This is a genomic window from Pseudomonas sp. FG86 (assembly GCF_057808775.1).
In genome coordinates this window covers 198,524-215,432 of the sequence record NZ_JBMDIS010000002.1, presented here as the reverse complement: position 1 = coordinate 215,432, position 16,909 = coordinate 198,524, and the positions used below count along the sequence as shown (strand labels likewise).

The 16,909-nt window shown below is 61.1% G+C and carries 10 protein-coding genes and 3 pseudogenes; 5 read left to right on the top strand and 8 right to left on the bottom strand.

Going from position 1 to position 16,909, the window contains the following annotated elements; all coding sequences use genetic code 11:
• Nucleotides 1-51: 51 nt before the first annotated feature.
• From ACODSV_RS02175 to ACODSV_RS02160, 4 genes are all read left to right on the top strand, one after another.
• A complete protein-coding gene (locus ACODSV_RS02175) occupies nt 52-2,424 on the top strand; it encodes a TonB-dependent siderophore receptor (protein WP_411741553.1) in 2,373 nt (790 codons plus the stop codon).
• Nucleotides 2,425-2,488: 64 nt separating this feature from the next.
• Nucleotides 2,489-3,643, top strand: a complete 1,155-nt coding sequence (locus tag ACODSV_RS02170) for an ABC transporter substrate-binding protein (protein ID WP_150053853.1) — start codon at nt 2,489-2,491, stop codon at nt 3,641-3,643.
• Nucleotides 3,640-4,686, top strand: a complete 1,047-nt coding sequence (locus ACODSV_RS02165; protein ID WP_150053852.1) for a FecCD family ABC transporter permease — start codon at nt 3,640-3,642, stop codon at nt 4,684-4,686. The genes ACODSV_RS02170 and ACODSV_RS02165 overlap by 4 nt, the downstream gene beginning before the upstream one ends.
• Nucleotides 4,680-5,435, top strand: a complete 756-nt coding sequence (locus ACODSV_RS02160) for an ABC transporter ATP-binding protein (protein ID WP_150053851.1) — start codon at nt 4,680-4,682, stop codon at nt 5,433-5,435. The genes ACODSV_RS02165 and ACODSV_RS02160 overlap by 7 nt, the downstream gene beginning before the upstream one ends.
• Before the next feature lie 73 nt (nt 5,436-5,508).
• On the opposite strand, the pseudogene ACODSV_RS02155 reads toward ACODSV_RS02160, so the two are convergent.
• The 4 genes and pseudogenes from ACODSV_RS02155 to ACODSV_RS02140 all read right to left on the bottom strand — a co-directional run.
• Nucleotides 5,509-5,850, bottom strand: a pseudogene (locus ACODSV_RS02155) (ATP-binding protein); the annotation flags it as partial.
• A gap of 519 nt (nt 5,851-6,369) precedes the next feature.
• Nucleotides 6,370-6,705 (bottom strand): annotated as a pseudogene (locus ACODSV_RS02150) (response regulator transcription factor); the annotation flags it as partial.
• A gap of 207 nt (nt 6,706-6,912) precedes the next feature.
• A pseudogene (locus tag ACODSV_RS02145) lies at nt 6,913-7,962 on the bottom strand (sensor histidine kinase); the annotation flags it as partial.
• 1,288 nt (nt 7,963-9,250) lie between these two features.
• Complete coding sequence (locus tag ACODSV_RS02140) at nt 9,251-10,351, bottom strand: ABC transporter substrate-binding protein (RefSeq protein ID WP_150095232.1); 1,101 nt, start codon at nt 10,349-10,351, stop codon at nt 9,251-9,253.
• A 703-nt stretch (nt 10,352-11,054) separates the two neighbouring features.
• On the opposite strand from ACODSV_RS02140, the gene ACODSV_RS02135 reads away from it, so the two are divergent.
• Complete coding sequence (locus ACODSV_RS02135; protein ID WP_150053849.1) at nt 11,055-11,789, top strand: EthD domain-containing protein; 735 nt, start codon at nt 11,055-11,057, stop codon at nt 11,787-11,789.
• Nucleotides 11,790-11,909: 120 nt separating this feature from the next.
• On the opposite strand, the gene ACODSV_RS02130 is transcribed toward ACODSV_RS02135, so the two are convergent.
• The 4 genes from ACODSV_RS02130 to ACODSV_RS02115 form a co-directional block, all read right to left on the bottom strand.
• Nucleotides 11,910-13,043, bottom strand: a complete 1,134-nt coding sequence (locus ACODSV_RS02130) for an FAD-dependent oxidoreductase (RefSeq protein WP_150053848.1) — start codon at nt 13,041-13,043, stop codon at nt 11,910-11,912.
• 307 nt (nt 13,044-13,350) lie between these two features.
• Nucleotides 13,351-14,820 (bottom strand): NAD-dependent succinate-semialdehyde dehydrogenase, encoded by a 1,470-nt coding sequence (locus tag ACODSV_RS02125; RefSeq protein WP_150095233.1) that lies wholly within the window; start codon nt 14,818-14,820, stop codon nt 13,351-13,353.
• Between the two features lie 16 nt (nt 14,821-14,836).
• The gene (locus tag ACODSV_RS02120) at nt 14,837-15,853 is read right to left on the bottom strand and encodes a dihydrodipicolinate synthase family protein (RefSeq protein WP_024074563.1); all 1,017 of its coding nucleotides are present in this window, start codon (nt 15,851-15,853) and stop codon (nt 14,837-14,839) included.
• A gap of 28 nt (nt 15,854-15,881) precedes the next feature.
• On the bottom strand, nt 15,882-16,892 hold the full coding sequence (locus tag ACODSV_RS02115) for an ornithine cyclodeaminase family protein (RefSeq protein ID WP_102623755.1): 1,011 nt from the start codon (nt 16,890-16,892) through the stop codon (nt 15,882-15,884).
• Nucleotides 16,893-16,909 lie beyond the last annotated feature (17 nt).

Here is a 16,909-nt window from a genome sequence, read left to right as displayed (position 1 = left end):
CCTTTCATGCTCGTAGCACGGCCCCTGCGTCCGGCCCGTCCGTTCAAACCCATGGTCCACGGCGCAGTACTCAGCGTGCTGCTGGCCTGGTCCGTGTGCGCGCTGGCTTCAGCGGCGGTGCCGGTGCAATTGGATTCGGTCGCGGTGCGTGCTTACCACATTGCCCCAGGCCCGCTCGGTGCGACGCTCTCGAACTTTGCCGTGGACGCCGGCATTGCCCTGTCATTCGAACCGTCGATCACGCAAGGCCTGACCAGCCCTGAGCTGAGCGGCACCTATTCGACACAGGCAGCCGTCACCCGCCTGCTGGACGGCAGTGGCCTGGCGATGGTGTTGCGCAGCGACGGCAGCTACACCCTGGTCCAACGCACGGTCACGTTGTCGGCCACCACCGTGACGGCCCCGGAAAAACCCGGCAGCAGCAGCCTGCCACCCGTGTACTCGGGTGGCCAGGTGGCCACCGGCGGGCGCCTCGGCTTACTCGGCAATACGGACGTGATGGACGCCCCCTTCAGCGTCAGCACCTATACCGCAGCCCTGATAAAGGACCAGCAAGCAACAACCGTGGGTGATGTGCTCGAACGCGACTCCTCGGTTCGCGCTACCGGCCAGGCAGGCGGGATTGTCGACTCCTTCTTCATCCGTGGTTTTCCAGTGGGCGAAGGCAACCTCGGCGAACTCGCGTTCGATGGGGTGTACGGCGTGGCCTCCAATTACCGCGTATTTACCGACTACGCCGAGCGCATCGAGGTAGTCAAGGGCCCCGGCGCCCTGCTCTACGGCATGTCGCCCAACAGCGCTGTCGGCGGCGTCATCAACGTAGTGCCCAAGCGTTCCCTGGACGAGGACCTGACGCGAGTGACCGTCAGTTACGCCCAGGACTTTCAACTCGGCACTCACCTCGACGTGAGCCGGCGGTTTGGCGAAGATCGGCGATTCGGGGTGCGCGTCAATGGGCGTCTACAAGCAGGTGATACCGCGATCGATGAGCAATCGCGGGATGTCGGGGTCGGTGCCATCGCCTTGGATTACCAGGGTGATCGCCTGCGTACCACCTTGGACCTGATCACCCAAAAGGAACAATTCGACGCGGCCTCACGCCCGTTCCTGATTGCAGACGGTGTGCCGATTCCCCCTGCCGCCAACGGGCGTACCAACGTGAGCCAGGCGTGGGGCTGGTCGAAAACCCTGGATGAATCGGCACTGCTGGGCGGCGAATATGACCTCAGCGACGCACTGACCCTGTTCGGCCATGCCGGCGGTGGGAAGTCTGATGTGGCACGCCTGTCCGACCAGACCCCGACCATCATCAACAGCGCCGGCGACACCTCGTCGACGCCCGGCTACTACAAGTTCAAGGTACGACGCTACACGGTCGACGTCGGTGCCCGACTGCGTTTCGACACTGGGCCGATCAGCCACAGCAGCACGCTGCAAGTCACCCGCTACCGCGATGAATTGTCGCGCGGCATCATTTCCAGCACGCCCATCCTGTCGAACATTTACCAGCCGATCGAGCGCCCCAAGGTTGACATCGCAACGCCAGCGACGCCGAAAGTCTCGGCAACCGAATTGTCCGGGGTAGCTGTTGCCGACACCTTGTCGATACTCGACCAACGCGTCCAAGTCACTGCGGGCCTGCGCAAGCAGAGCATTCGCTCCAACAACTACAACACCGCCGGCGCCGTAACCACCGCTTACGACGACGGCAAGACTACGCCGCTGTTCGGGCTGGTTGTACGGCCCTGGGAGCGGGTGTCGTTCTATTACAACTACCTCGAAGGCTTGAGCAAGGGCGATATCGCCCCGGCCACGGCCTCGAACGCAGGCCAGGTCTTTGCCCCCTACGTCTCACGCCAGCATGAAGTCGGGGTCAAACTCGACTACGGCACGGTCATGTCCACCCTTGCGTTGTTCCAGATTACGAAACCCAGCGGCGAGCTGTCAGGCGGTGCCTTTTCGGTCCAAGGCGAACAGCGCAATCGTGGACTGGAACTGAATGTCTCCGGCGAGGCCGGCCCAGGTACGCGCCTGCTCGGCGGCGTGACCCTGCTGGACGCACAACTGACCGAAACAGGCGTGGCGGCCAACAGAGGCAACAAGCCGATTGGCGTGCCCAATGTCCAGGCCAACCTCTGGGCCGAATGGGATGTGCCGCAGGTCGAGGGGCTGACGCTGACCAGCGGAGCCTTGTACACCGCCAGCCAATACGTGGACCAGGCCAACACGCAGGCGCTGGATCCGTGGACACGCTTCGACGTCGGTGCGCGCTACAGCACCCGCATCGCCCAGCGCCCGACGATATTGCGCGTCACCGTCCAGAACGTGTTCGACCGCGAGTATTGGTCGGGCGTGGCCTCCTATGGCGCGTTCTCTCAAGGTTCACCACGTACCGTTCTACTGTCGACCTCGGTCGATTTCTGAAACCTTCGGTGCCGTTCGGCAAGTTGAATCGCCCCCCGGCCCGGCCACAGCAAAGGCTCTAACCATGGGTACCATTGTTCGACGCAGCTACGCCATTGCCGCGCTGCTATTCGCTGGATTGGCAGGCTGGTCACTGGCTTCAACAGCGGCCGAGCCGGATACAGCGCGCAGCACCGTCACCGATTTGCTCGGGCGCGAGGTCAAGGTGCACCTGCCGGTCAGGCGAGTCATTCTCGGTGAGGGCCGCCAGTTGTACCTGGTCGCCGCGTTGGATACGCAAAACCCCATTGAACGCATCGTCGGCTGGCGCAAGGATTTGATCCAGTCCGACCCTGACACCTATGGCGCTTATCTGCGTAAGTTTCCCGCCATCGCCAAAATCCCCACGTTTGGCGGTTTCGAAGAGGGTACCTTCGACATCGAGCAGGCCATCTCCCTGCATCCCGATGTGATCATCCTCAACATCGAGGCCCAGCACGCCACCGAGGATGCCCGCTACATCGAGAAACTCGACGCCTTGGGGATTCCCGTGGTGTACGTTGACTTTCGCAACCACCCCATGCAGAACACCGAGCCCACCATGCGCCTGTTCGGCCAGCTGTTTGGCAAAGAAGCGCGCGCCGAAGCGTTCATCGATTTTCGCAACCAGCAGATCCGCCGCGTCACCGACGTCATCAAAGCGCAGCACCCCTCGCGCCCGCGCGTGTTCATCGAGCGCATAGGCGGCTACACCGAAGATTGTTGCCTGAGTTTCGGCAATGAAAACTTTGGTCTTTTCGTCGACATGGCCGGCGGTGACAACATTTCCAGGGACGTCATCCCCAGCACGTTCGGCCAGTTGAACCCCGAGCAGGTGATCGTCGCCAACCCGCAACACGTGGTGGTCACCAGCGCGAATTGGGAGGCCTTTGCTCCCGGTGGCCGTTGGGTCGGTGTCGGCCCCGGTGCCGACATGGCACAAGCCCGGCGCAAGCTGGCGTGGTATACCCAGCGTCCGGCCTATGCCGGGATCAAGGCGCAGGATGACCAGGCATTCCACGCCATCTGGCATCAGTTCTACAACAGCCCTTATCAATTTGTGGCCATCCAGCAATTGGCCAAATGGTTTCATCCGACACTGTTTACCGACCTGGACCCTGACGCTTCGTTTCGCGAGTTGCACGAGCGATTCCTGCCAGTGCCCTATGAGCCGGGTTACTTCGTGAGCCTCAAGCCATGACGGCGGTGATCCAGCGCGACACCTACAGGCGCCTGGTCCTGCGCAAACGCCTGATCCTCGGCGCCCTGGCCCTGCTGTTGATGGGCAGCGTGCTACTCGACCTGGCCCTGGGCCCGGCGAACTACAGCTTCAGCGACGTCCTGGGCGCGCTGATCGCGCCGGACAGTGCCCCCGCGCAGATTCGCGTAGTGATGTGGGATATCCGCCTGCCGATCGCCCTGATGGCGGTGGCGGTGGGCGCGGCGTTGTCATTGGCCGGGGCCCAGATGCAGACCATCCTCAACAACCCGCTGGCCAGCCCCTTCACCCTGGGCATTTCTGCCGCCGCCAGTTTTGGCGCGGCCATGGGGCTGGCGTTTGGTGTGGCACTGTTTCCATTGGCCGCGCAGTACATGGTGCCGCTGAACGCGTTCATCATGGCCATGCTCTCGGCATTGCTGATTCACTTCCTGAGCATGCGTCGCGGGGTCACCGCGGAAACCATCGTGCTGCTGGGTATCGCCCTGGTGTTCACGTTTAACGCGTTATTGGCCCTGGTGCAGTTTTTCGCCACCGAACAAGCCGTGGCAGCCGTGGTGTTCTGGACCATGGGCAGCTTGACCAAAGCCACCTGGCCGAAACTTGGGGTGATCTGCCTGGTGATTGTGATCACCCTGCCGATCTTTGCCAAACGCGCCTGGGCCCTGACCGCGCTGCGACTGGGCGACGATAAGGCCGCCAGTTTCGGGATCAATGTACGCAGCCTGCGCTTTCAAACGTTGATCATGGTCAGCCTGCTCGCCTCGTTCCCCGTGGCCTTTGTTGGCACCATCGGCTTTATCGGGCTGGTCGGCCCGCATATTGCGCGGATGTTGATCGGCGAGGATCAGCGCTTCTTCCTGCCGGCCTCACTGCTGACCGGCGCACTGATTCTGTCCGTCAGTTCGGTGGTGAGCAAAACCCTGATCCCGGGCGCGATCTTCCCGATCGGGGTCGTCACGTCATTGATCGGCGTGCCGTTCTTCATATCTCTGATCCTCAGCGGGAAGAAAAACGCATGGTGAAGATTCAGTTGCAAGACCTGGGCGCCCGCTATGGCCAGCGCACGATTATCCGTGGCGTTACCACTGCCGCGTTCACCGGCGGCCAGGTAGTCGCGGTGGTGGGGCCCAATGCGGCGGGCAAGTCCACCCTGTTCAAACGCATGGCCGGGCTGATCGACGGGCCTGGCCAGGTGATCCTGCAGGACTCGAAAAAGGGCCAGCAAGGCATCTGCTACATGCCCCAGGGCTTGAATGCCAGTGCGCGGTTGACGGTCTACGAATCGGTGCTCCTGGCCCGCAAGCAACTGTCGCCGCAATGGACCGTCCACGATGACGAGCTGAAGCGGGTGGACGAGATGCTCGACGCCCTTGGCATCAGCGACTTGTCCTTTCAAAACCTGGGCGAACTCAGTGGGGGCCAACAGCAACTGGTGTCCATCGCCCAGACATTGGTGCGCGAACCGGAAATCCTGTTGATGGACGAACCCACCAGCGCCCTCGATATGCATCGCCAGGTGCAAGTGCTGAAATTCATGGGCGCCTTGGCCCGTAAACAGCAGGTCATTGTGTTTATCGCCCTGCATGACCTGAACCAGGCTTTGCACTTTGCCGATCAGGTATTGGTGATTGCCGACGGCACCGCCCAGGGCAGCGGCGCGAGTCATGAGGTGATCACCGAACGCATGCTGCGCGAGGTGTACCAGGTTGAAGCGCGGATCGAGCAGTGCAGTCGGGGACAACGACATATTTTGATCGACGGTATTACGTGAAGGCGTACCCAACGCAAGCCACGGGTTCAGCCACGCACCTATCATCGACCAGCCAGATGCGCCGATTCAGTGTTCATCCCTTACTCTGCTGGGCATCAAGGGGGACATCGAGGATGAAGGTCGCGCCTTGCCCAGCCCCGTCGCTGCGCACGGTCAAGCTGCCACCCATTTCCTGCGCAGCGAGCGCGCAGCTGTGCAGGCCGAAACCGTGACCGTCCTGGCGCGTCGTGAAGCCATGGGAAAAGATGCGCACCAGATGCTCTGGCGTAATCCCGTTGCCGTTATCGGCCACCGTGATACGCAATACTGGCCCGTGCGCAACAGAGGCGTTGAACGTGATGGCCGGGCTACGATCGATCACGCCGTCCAACGCCTGCTTGGCGTTTCTGATCAGGTTCATCAGGATCAGCAGCACCCGGTGCCGGTCCAGCGACAGCAGGGGCAAGTCGGCAATCTCCTTGACCACCGTCACCTCCTGACGCCCCCGTGGTCCGGCACTCATGCGCAAGGCGTCATCGATTAATTCCGAGATCGCTATTGTCTCGACGACACTGACGGCAACGGCATAGGACTGCTGGGCCGCGACAATGGTTTTGATGTGGTCAATGCCCTTGGTGAGTTGCCCGAGTTCTTCGATGATGCCCTGTTGCTCTGCCGTCACCACTGTCGCCAGCTTGAGCAGGTAGTCGGGCAGCATCTTCCCTTTGTTGTCTCGGGTGAGGAAATCGCTCAGGTCATGGACGTGTTCGTTCATCAGCTGAGCCACCTTGCCCAGGCCCTGGGCTTTGGAGTTGCGCATCTGGCCGCTGACCAGCTCTGCCGATACGTTCACGCTGTTGAGGACATTGCCGACGTTGTGCAGCACCGTAGTGGCAATTTCGGCCATGCCCGCCTGACGGGATTTTGCGTTCAGTTCGGCTTGCACCTGGCTCATGCGCAGGGCCGCGCGTACGCGAGCCTTGAGCTCCAGCGGCGAGAAGGGTTTGGCGATATAGTCATCGGCGCCACTCTCCAGCCCGGAGACGCAGGCCTCGCTGCCGCCGCGGGCGGTCAACAGGATCACGGGCAGATGAGCGAAGCCGGCGCTGGCTTTGATTCTGGCGGTCAGGCCAAAGCCGTCGAGCTTGGGCATCATCACGTCCGAGAGAACGACATCGATGGGGCGACGCTGCAGTATTGCCCAGGCCTGTTCTCCATCGGCTGCGGTGGCGACAATGTAGTCGTCGCGCAAAAGTTCGTTGAGGTAGCTGAGCATTTCCGGGTTGTCGTCGACCACCAGTACTTTGGATCGCAAGGCGTGTTCCGGGTGGGGCTCGTCGTCTGCGACTTGCGTCGACGCCGGGTCGCCGCGACTGCCTTGGCGGCCGTCGTCGAAACGCAGGTAGCGCTGCTCGGTGGTGCTCGGTGCTGACCGCTCGTGCATCCTATTGCTGGCGTCGATCGGCACGATGCTTTGCTCGGCCCCCAGCGGAAGTCGCACAAAGAAGCATGAGCCGCGTCCAGGCTCGCTGTTGACGCCAACTTCGCCCCCCATCCGTTCGGCCAGATACTTGACCAGGGCCAGACCAATGCCTGTGCCGCTGTAATGGCGCGTGGCGGAATTGTCGATCTGGGAAAAACGCTGGAACAACAACGGCAGTTTGTCAGGCGCAATGCCAATCCCCGAGTCTTGCACCGCGAGTTCAAATCGCTCGCCATCAATCGGCGTCACGGCCACGTGCACGGTGCCGCCAGCGGGCGTGAACTTGATAGCATTGCTCACCAGGTTAAGCACGATCTTCTCGAAGTGTCGGGGGTCCAGGAACACCGTGCCGAGCGCGGCGTCGATGCTGCAGGTCAAGGTGCAGCCTTTGCCCTGCGCCACCAGCGCGGCATCCTCGGCCAGCACACCCACCGCCTTGTTCAAGTCAACGGACGTTGGAAACAACTCCACCTTGCCGGCTTCGGCCTTGGAAAAGTCGAGGATCTCATTCACCCGGCTCATCAAGCGCAGCGCATTGCGTTGGGCGCGCTCGACTTGCACACGCCAGTCCGCGGGCGGGGTGGTCACCGCCGAGAGCTGCTCCAGGGGGGCGAGAATCAGGGTCAGGGGGGTGCGCAGTTCGTGACTGACCGTGGCAACGAAATCGCTCTTGGCCCGGTTAGCCGTCTCGGCCTGGTTGCGCGCCTGAATGAGTTCGACGGCCTGCGCCTCCAACACCTCGGTCTGCCGGTGCAGCGTGTCGGTCCGTTCATCGACCATTCTCTCCAAAGAGGCCTGGACCTGCTGTCGTTCGGCTTCGGCCTCGGCCTCCAGCACCCGGATGCGCAAAGCATTCTCCTGGAACACCCGCACCGCACGGGTCATGATCCCAATCTCATCGCCGCGCCCGGCGCTGGCGATCTCGGCGCTCAGGTCACCGGCAGCGAGCCGGCGCATGACCGAGGCCAGGGCAACGATGGGCTGCGCAACAAACCGCGAGGTGCTCCAGGCGATGGCACCGGCCAGCAGGATGGCGACGGCGCCCGCGATGATCGTCGCGAGCATGCCGCGATCCTTGTGGACCAAGGCGTCTGAACGCGCTTGGCCAGCGAAGCGCGCAACCAACAGGCCTGCACTGCGGGCCTCGTTGCGAACTTGGTCGCGCGCGTCACTCAAGGCGTTGCTCGCCTGATGGAACCTGGCGAATGCGGCCCGGTAGCCGGCGATCTGATCGCTGACCGTCTGGGGCGTAGCGTCGGTCTGCGGCCCTACCGATGAAGGGAGAACGCGCGCGAGACGGGAAAGCTCATCCAGGATGGCGTCGACAGCGCTGGCGACCTCGGCCGAGGGTGCCAGGCGAAACGACAACGTCTGCGCCTCCAGGGTGGCCACACGCTCGGCGAAACGCTTGGACAATGCGGCCGCATTTTGCAGCAAACCGGTGGCGGCCTGAATGTCGCTGGCTTCGTGGGCAACGTGCTCCTCCACTTCACCCAGCATGACTTCGAGGCGTTCGGCCACATCCCCAACGGTGCCGAGATGCCGCAAAGCCTCGCCACCGCGAAGCTTGGGCGCCGCGCCAAGCTGCTCGACCGCCAGGCAGGCGTCAGCGACCGCCCTCGCCAACTGCCCCAGGGTCTCCACCTCCTGCGGCGCTCCCATCAACTCGCGCAATTGCTCGACCACGGGCGGCAATGCCGCGCAGGCGCTGCTCGCCGCAGTGGCGGCCGCCCCATCACCGGTCACCAGCACCTTGGCCACATTGGCGGTGATGATCCGTTCGCCGTTGCGCAGGATATCCAGGATACGGTGGGCACTCTCAATATTGCTCACCCGCGCCTGGTGGTCAGTGGCGCGGGCACCAAGCGCCTTCAGCCCATCGGCGATGCCCTGCTCGACGACGATCGTCGCCTCTCGCATTCGCTCGTAGTGGGCGGTCATGTTCTCCGTTTCGCCATCCATGGTCAGGGTCGCCGCCCGCAAGGCGGCGATCGCCCCGGCGAGCCGTTCCAGGCTGCCCTTGAGCGATTGCGCTTCTGCCACCGGAATGGCGGCAAGGCCGGTGATAGCCGTCGCCACCATGCCTTCGGCCTGGGACAAGCTTTCCTGATCGCGGGTGGCAATGAAGTTTTCCACCCGCCCGGTGGCGCCGTTGACCGAAGCCAGAATTTCTGCGGAATGGCTGGCGGAATCCACCGCACGCACCATGCCTCGCAGGCCGTAGAGGTTCACCAGCGATACCGCCAGCATCAAGAACACCAGTGCGGCAACTGCCAGGCCAATCCTGACGGCAATGGGCCTGGCCGTGGCCGATTTGAATGTCAACATCGGGGCCTCGCCTCCTCGCCCGCCACTACTGCTTCGTCACCTCCGGCAACGGCGCCGGCGACACCGTATTGTTGATCGCCGCGTCGATCATCGCCGCAACGGAAGCCTGGCTGTAGGAAGGATTGGCGGCGCCGCCCACCGGCATAGTGGCGAGCCAGGCGTCCAAGTCTTTTGCATCGATACGCACCAGCGGCACCTCGACGAACTTCGGCACCTGCTTGCCCGCCAGGATCTGCTGGGCTACCCAGAAACCCACCTGAGAGACGCTCGGGGAGGCAGAGACAGAGACGGTCTCATAGCCATTGGCATCGCGCTCCTGTTTCCACAGGGCGAGCTCGTCCTGACGGTTGCCCATCACGATGATCGGCAACGGACGGCCCGCCGCCTTGAACGCCATGGCCGCCCCATAACCGTCGCCCCCCTGAGTCGCCACGGCATCAATGTTGGGCAGCGATAGCAGCGCCAGCGCCACCTCCTTGCGGGCCACAGAAGCCGTCCAGTTCCCGTACACGGTCTTGGCGAATCTCAGGCCCGGATAGTCGCTGGCGGCCTTGCGAATGCCGTCGCTGATGTTTTTATCGGTGGCATCGCCGGCAATGCCACGGATCTCCAGCAACGTTCCGTTGCCCTTCAGGCGCTCGGCGATGTAATCCATTTCCACACGGCCCATGGCAGACCAGTTGTAATCCACGGTATAGACGCATTGCTCGGTGACCAGGCTGGCCATGACCACCACCACGATGCCGGCGTTGCAGGCATCGCGGATCACCCCATTGAGGGCCGTGTCAGACGCGGCCAGGATGACGATGGCATTGACGCCCTTGACGATCATGTCCTGGATATGGGCCGCTTGTTCCGACGCCGAGTTATTGGCGCTGACCACCGGAGCCTCCCGGATCAAGCCATCCTTCTGCGCCTGGAGCGCCATCGCCTGCCAATTGCTCACCATCACTTTGCGGAAATCGCTGCCCGCGTAGGAGTTGCTGAAGGCAATGCTATAGCTTGCGGTAGGGCCACCGGCGATGCCGCCGTCGGCAGCCTGGGCTGGATTGGCGGCAACCATTGCCAGCCCGGTCACGCAGCCGGCGAGGTGCCATAAGATTTTGTGGATGGGTTGAGTGTTCATACTGCTCTCCATCTTCTTAGGATTTACCCACAGCAATCCACCTGCACTTGCCGACAGCCTGGATCGACTGATTGATTTGGTTGATCTGGTTGGAGAAGCCGCCCGGCGGAATGGAGATTGACAGTCATCATAGTATCAAAGTGCCCGCTTCGCCCGCGGCCATAGAGAATTTCAACCAATGCTCGCGCTGTAGATCAAACTGGTCGGGCCTCGCCAAGCGCAGCTCGCCAGTAAGCCCCCCGTTAGCAGCAACCAGCGAAGCCCCAGGCTTGTTTTGTTTGCGCCACCGTAACGTCGAAGCACGGCCGGCCATGCAGGCAGCTCGTCCATACAAAGAAAGGGATTGTGTACGACAGATCCGCTCAGTAGGTGCGTCACGTCATGGCGATTAATGTCGTAGATAGAGCGTAGGCCGAACGTCTTTTTGAAGATTCTCAAGATCGGCGAAAATATCAGGGGTCATACCACCTCGCTATCGCCTTCTGCCATCGATGGGCATGCGCCACTACCCACCCAAGGCTCGTCAAGCATGCTATTGCGCGATACCTCCTAGCGGAAACGCTGATTGGTTCGCCAGTCCGTTCTGGTTATATATTTTATTGCTGAATAAAGTAACGCCCGAACATCGCGCATAACAAATATGCATTAAATATTCAGGACACTACATTCATTTAAAATCAGTCCAATAAACGCGAGAGCTCTCATGATTAAAATGCTAGCCGCCGTACGCCGAAAACCTGGAATGACCCATGCTGAGTTTTTGGAATATATAGAGCATCAGCACGGAAAAATCGCTCGAGCCAAACCATTGAGTGTCAAACGATACGTACAAAACCATATCATCGATGGCGCGTTCGGAATGGACTCCGATGTGACCTATACAAGAAATTTTCACCGAGACTCCATCACGGAGTTATTTTTTGATGATATGCCCGGTTTGATTCACACGTTCAGCGATCCCTATACCCAACAAACCGTAGGGCCTGATGCAAAAAACTTCGCGGACCTGTCTAACCAGGCCGCTCAGTTGATGGATGAAGTCGAAACCGTCCCTGCAAGTTCAGGGTCCCTCAACAGCAAAGTGATGATTTTTTTGAAAAAGAATCCAACGGTGCCTTTGGATTCGTTTTTCAGCGCATGGGATTCGGCGCACGAGGTAATCATCAGCCGACACCCAGACTTTCAAAGTGCACTCCGCCGGCATGTTCGTTCCAGATACCTGCCCGAAGGTGACAGGGTAACCGCCTATTTCGGACCCGACATAACGGTATATGAAGGCGCTTGCAGCATGTGGTTTGAAAGTGAAAGCGCTCTTTCCAGTTTTCGTCAGTATCAGCGCGCACTGTTCCAACAGCTTTCTGACGAAGGGATTGTGGTGTCAGCGGAGTCTTTTTTCGTATATGTCAAAGAGGTGGTGATTATGGGCCTGAACCGGTAAACACTTAATCAACGGAACTGTGCTCAACCGCGCGTCAACGCGGACTCAAGCCACTGAGTCCGCGTCCTGTGCCGCACACCATAGACATAAGTGCCAGGCACCAGAACAGCGACTCATTTATCAGATGGGCTCGGCCAACATCGCAGTAGACTCGCGCATGATCTGAGCATGCTCGTCCTTGTCACCCCCACTTTTTTCTATCTCGCACAGCCGCGCGGAGTTTTCGACCACGAGCTGGCAACGCTCCCAACGCCGCGCTTCGAACCGGTTCAGGGCAGTCTGTAGATCGGCGCTGGCGAGCAACTCTTCGGCGAGCACGATAGCGCTCTCAATACCAATTCCAGCCCCGGAAGCCAGATGTGGCGTGGTGGCATGCACCGTGTCCCCAATCATCACCATGCGGCCTTTATGCCAGGGCAACGGCACCAATAGATTGGCCAGCGGACGATAGTCGATATTGGCGTTCGGCTCATACAGTTGAGGCACCAGCGCTTGCAGGATCGGGGCGGGGAACTCACCCAGCAGCCGCGCCATTTCACCTGGCCAACTGGCCGGATCGATCCACTCGGAAAACTCGCGGCTTTCCATGAGGAACATGTACATGTGCGTTTCGGAAATCGGATTGACGCCAACCTTGGTGCGTCCGAGCCAGTGACTGGGCCGCACGATTTCCGGCGGACGCCTCAGTACAGCACGCCAGACACTCTGGTGAATGGGTTTCGGCGCAGGCGCTTCGGGGAAAAACGCCTTTCGTATCTGCGAATGCACACCATCGGCGGCAATGACCAGGTCATAGCGCCCAGAGGTGCCGTCGGTGAAAGACACTTCAAGGTCATCCGCGTGCTCGATGATGCCGTCGAACGTGATGCCGAGGCGCACATGGGTGCCTACTTCCCGTGTCTTGTCGGCAAAAATACGAGCCAGCACCGGGCGCAGAATGCCGCCGCCACAAGGAATCGCTTTATCACTGAGCGGAGGTCGAAGCGCCAACTGCACAATCAGGTCGCCTGCCGGTGAAAACACATCGAAATTGGTCGACAGATACCCTTCCGCGGCCACCTGTTCAAGAATCCCAACGGTATCAAGCGCTCGTAGCGTGGGCCCACTCAGGGTAATTCCCGCCCCTAGAGGGCACCACAAAGGATCTATTTCGACCAGGTCAACTTCCACACCCCGGCGGGCGAGCTGGATAGCCGCGGTCATACCGGAGAACCCTCCTCCGATCACCAGGACCTTATTGACTGCTGCAATCATCACGCTCTCCTAATTATTCTTATTCACCCGGCTGACAGTGCATGGCACACCGACGAGCGTTGCGGCGTCGTCGAGTCAATGCTGCAGAGTCATGAGTTTCCGACGGAAAATGTCAGATCAACGACGAGACTATCGAATTGGTTATCTGCGCTGAAATCGCTTTGCACAATCCGAGGTATCGCTTCAGCTGATGGGTCTTGGCGTTGCGACAAAACCCGGTGTTATCGGCGTGCCTACGGATAAATAAAAAAGCCGATTGATTGCAGTTCATTCGAACCGCAATCAATCGGCCTTCAACGACACGGATTCACACGCTTTCCAAGCCATCCCAGCAGAGGTATTTCACTTCAAGAAATTCGTCGATCCCAAGGTGCGATCCCTCGCGCCCAAGACCGCTCTGCTTGACGCCACCGAAGGGTGCGACCTCATTCGAAATCAGACCACAGTTGATGCCCACCATGCCCGATTCGATACGAGCGGCGTTGCGCCAGATGCGTGCCGCATCACGGCTGAACAGATACGCCGCCAAGCCAAACTCACTGTCGTTGGCCATCGCAATGGCTTCGTCATCGCTGTCGAAACGCAACAGCGGCATGACCGGGCCGAAGATCTCTTCACGAGCGATCCGCATCCCACGGGTCACATCGGCCAGCAGGGTGGGCTGGAAGAAACCTCCTCCCAGCACGTGGGGCTTGCCGCCGGACAGCAGTCGAGCCCCTTGCGCCAGCGCATCATCAACCAGGGCCTGGGACTTTCGTAGCGCCGCGTCATCGATCAACGGCCCGACCCGTACACCCGGTTCCAGGCCGTTGCCCACCTTCAGGCGTGCCATGCGCTCGACGATGCGTTCGGCCAGTGCATCATAAATCCCTGACTGCACCAGCACCCGGTTGGCACCGATGCACGACTGCCCGCCATTGCGAAACTTGGCCAACATCACCCCGTCAGCGGCGGCATCCAGATCAGCATCGTCGAAGACAATGAACGGGGCGTTGCCGCCCAACTCCATGGAGCATTTCTTCACCGTCTGCGCCGCTTGCGCGAGCAACAACCGACCCACTTCGGTGGAGCCCGTGAAGGTGAGCTTGCGCACTAACGGGTTGGCCGTGAGTTCACCGGCAATGTCGCGGGTGTCATTGCCCGTGATCACGCTGAAAACACCGGCCGGCACACCCGCGCGTTGCGCGAGTTCGGCCAGCGCCAGTGCGGTCAGGGGCGTCTGACTGGCCGGTTTCACGACCATCGTGCAGCCGGCCGCGAGGGCCGGGGCGGCCTTGCGCGTAATCATGGCAGCGGGAAAGTTCCAAGGCGTGATCGCGGCGCACACCCCGATGGGTTCGCGCAGTACAACGATGCGCTGAGTGTCCTTTACCCCGGGGATCATTTCGCCACGTACCCGCGTGGCTTCCTCGCCAAACCAGCGCACAAAAGACGCCGCGTAATCGACTTCGCCGCGCGCCTCCTCCAGGGGCTTGCCCTCCTCCAGGGTAATCAGCGTGGCAATATCCTCCCGATGTTCAACCATCAACTCATACCAACGGCGCAACACCTCGCCACGGCGTTTGGCCGTCAGGCGACGCCACGGCCCAAAGGCCTCCTGCGCCGCGTCGATGGCGTGCCGGACTTCAGTTTCGCGACAGCGTGGCAACTCGGCCAGCACCGTTTGATCCACCGGATTACGCAGCGTGTAACGACCGTGTGGCGTCTCGGTCAACCACTCTCCAGCGATGTAGGCTCCGGTACGCCACAGTGTCGGGTCCTTAAGTAAATGCTTCACGGTGCAACCCTCCTGATCAGCACGGGTGACGCCCGATCATGAAGGCGGCATCAGGGTCCGAAGTCACTGGCAGCCCCGACGCGACCAACCCTTGACGCAGAGACTTCATGAAGCGATCCGGCACACGCATCGCCGGGGCGCGGAGTGGGCCGCCGTTGAAGCCGGCGAGCCAGTCCTGGTATTTCCACATCGTGCGGTTGAGCACACCGGTGCCGCCGGCATAGCTTTGCGCAGCGGCGCCGTTGGCGCTGCGTGCCGGATTGACCTTCCAGTACAGTTCCATCGCTTCTTCGAAACGCCCCGTGCGGGCCAGCTCGAAAGCTTTCGGGTAGTAGTCGCTCATCCAGGCGGTGTTGCTGGTGCCGGAAAACTGCAGCTTCATCAGGCTCATCAAGGGGATCGCATCGCCTTCGATCGGGCAACTGATCACCACTTGGTCACGGAAGTGGTGGTACATCTCGCAAATGCCCGCCGGCAATGGGAACCCTTGCTCGGACTTGATCGCGGCGATATTCGGGCAATCGGCCAGCAGGCGACGGACCAATTCCAATGACATCCCCGCCGGATGCACGCGCTCAAAGCCCCAGAGCGGAATCGGGAAGAGCATGACCGCAAGATCCGTCGCGTCGCAGAATGCCTTGGTGTAGTCGTAGATTTCCTGCTCGCTGGTCGGCCAGAACTGTGGCGGATAGGACAGCAGGACGATGTCAGCACCGGCATTCTCGGCGAGCTTCACCGCCTCGATATTCTCGGCAAGCGTGCCAAAAGCCGCGTGGAAGAACAGGATCAGGCTTTTCCCCGACTCACGCGCCCAAGCGGTGAATTGCGCGTTTTCCTGGGCAGAGATGGCCAGCTCGCTGCACAGCAACGTGGCGCTGTAGCCCAGCCCGACCGTATGTTCGATGTCGTGGCGTATGCCACGCTCATTGAGGCGCTTCAGATCAGCACTGAAGCTTGGGAGGGTGACAGCCGAGCAGCCCACCAGGTTTTCACGCGCCCAGGCACGGGCATCTGCTTTGTTGTAAGTCGCCATGATGATTTTCCTTCGGACAGTGGAGGGGTTATTTCGAGACAGGGACAATGCTGGCAGGCAATTCGATGCCGAGGCCTTGTTGCCGGGCGCGCTCGTACAGCACTTGCGCAATGACAACGTCTTGCAAGGCCGAGCCCACCGATTTGTAGAGAACGATGTCGCTGTCGTTCTGGCGCGGGATGACACGCCCTGCCACCAGGTCCGACAGCGCGACCAATTTGTCGGCGACATAGACACCGGCAGTGATCGCCGCAATGGCATCCCCCGTATCGTGGAGTACCTCTTGCGGCATATCCGCGACGATGCACACGGCTCGCTCCATCGTGACCGGGTCAACTTCCCGTTGTTCAGGCAAGGTCGAACCCAACGATACGATTGTGGTACCCGGGCCAATCCACGCGCCTTGCAGTACTGGAGACTCGTCACGGCTGCGGGCGGCACAGATCACCACATCACAGTCCTGCACGGCCTCTTGCGCGCTGCCCACCGCGTGAATATCCAGCCCCGGCCTGAAGCTGTCGGCAAACCGTTCGCGGCTCGCAGGCGTTGGACTGAACACGCGAACATGGGCGACATCGCGCACGGATTTGAGGCAATCCAAGGCGCCACGCGCCTCGAACCCCGCGCCAATCACACCCACCCGCAGCGCACGCTGGGGCGCCAGCAAATCCACCGCCAGGGCGGCGGTTGCCGCGGTGCGCAATCCGGTTACCCGATTGCCGTCGATCAGGGCACTGAGCGCCATGGTTTGCTGGTTGAACAACGCGATCAAATAGCTGGCGCAACGTGCCCGCATGGATGCAGCAATCAGCTTGCAGCCCATATGGCCGCCAGTCGGTGGTACGGCGGTCAAACTGCGCAGCCAGATCCCATCGCCCCGCGCCATCGACCGGGGCGGCACCATGGCATCCGAGGTAGGGCTGGCATAGGCCTGGGCGAGCGCCGCGACGGCGGCGCTCCAGTCGGCGAGCGAGGCCACATCGGCATCGCTGAGAAAAAGCGTCGGGGCCACGACGTGGTGCTGTTGGGCGTGATGCATAGCGCTAACCTCGCAAT